Here is a 1,265-nt window from a genome sequence, read left to right as displayed (position 1 = left end):
TTAAAGCTCATTTGCTCTGAGTGGTCATTTAATTATCGAAATTGGTATTACATAGTTAATTATTTTAACTGTTGTGCTTATTACACAACAGTAACTATTAATTTTTTGGAAATATAATAATGATAAATAAAAAATTACTATATGCGGTTTCACTTGCAGTACAACTCTCTTTTTCTGGGTTTTCACAGGCATGTTTAACGTCAGAGCTAGAATCTAACGATAAAGAAAGTAATGCTAATACAGATATTTGTTCTGGCGTATTAATTGAAGGCGATATGTCTCGGGGTGACATAGACTGGTTTAAATTTAATGTAACAGAAGCTGGCAATATTAATATTACACTCGCGCATAATCGTCGCGATGATTTTGATTGGGATCTTTATCAAGGAGCAGGCTCTGCAATTGCTTCAGGTACAACGTCTAACACACCTGAGTTTGGAAGTTATAATACAAATATACCTGGAGAGTATTACGTAAAGGTGACCCGCTATTCAGGCAGAGGTTGGTATGACTTAACATTAGATTATCCTGAGTCAACAGGAGGCGGAGGAGGCAGTAGTTGTGAATACGGTACACGACCTAGCAAGCCGGGCAGCCTAAAAACTTATATTACAGCTAATAGTGAAGATGCATGTGAAACTTTAGAAGCTGGTGCTGTTCTGCTCATGGGGGGCGGCACAGATGTTGATCAAGCTTTTTCAAATCGAGTGCGCTCACATGTAGGTGATAATAAAGATGTGGTTATTTTACGAACGGATGATTCAGATGGATATAATGACTATCTATTACCACTTATGAATGCTGATTCAGTTGAAACCTTGATTGTAAATAATTCAAGTAAAGCGAATTCAGATTACGTAGAGTGGGCAATTAAAAGTGCTGAATTTGTATTTGTAGCTGGTGGCGACCAGTCTGAATACATAAATGTTTGGGAAGGAACAAAAGTACAATCAGCATTGCAACATGTTTATGATAAAGGTGGTGTAGTGGGGGGGACATCAGCTGGTATGGCTTTAATGGCCAGCAGCATTTATGATCCTGATGGTGTATTAGGTGCCATTTCTGAAGAAGTAGTGACTGACTTATGTCATGAAACACTTAATTTCAGTGCTAGTTTTATAAATATCCCTGTATTAACAAATATGCTTACCGATACTCACTTTACGAATCGAGATCGTATGGGTCGCGCTATGGTTTCATTAGCAAATCATTCAAGTCAGCATGCTGTTATTGCGGCTGATGAAGGGACTTCAATCTTCATAAAT

1 protein-coding gene is annotated in these 1,265 nt (G+C 37.7%); it reads left to right on the top strand.

What is annotated here, in order from left to right; translation table 11 throughout:
- Positions 1-119 precede the first annotated feature (119 nt).
- On the top strand, positions 120-1,265 hold a 1,146-nt coding region (locus CJF42_RS12445; protein WP_095366995.1), incomplete at its 3' end, for a Type 1 glutamine amidotransferase-like domain-containing protein.

The sequence above is a fragment of the Pseudoalteromonas sp. NBT06-2 genome (assembly GCF_002276045.1).
GTDB lineage: Bacteria > Pseudomonadota > Gammaproteobacteria > Enterobacterales > Alteromonadaceae > Pseudoalteromonas.
This window is presented reverse-complemented; position numbering and strand designations above follow the sequence as displayed.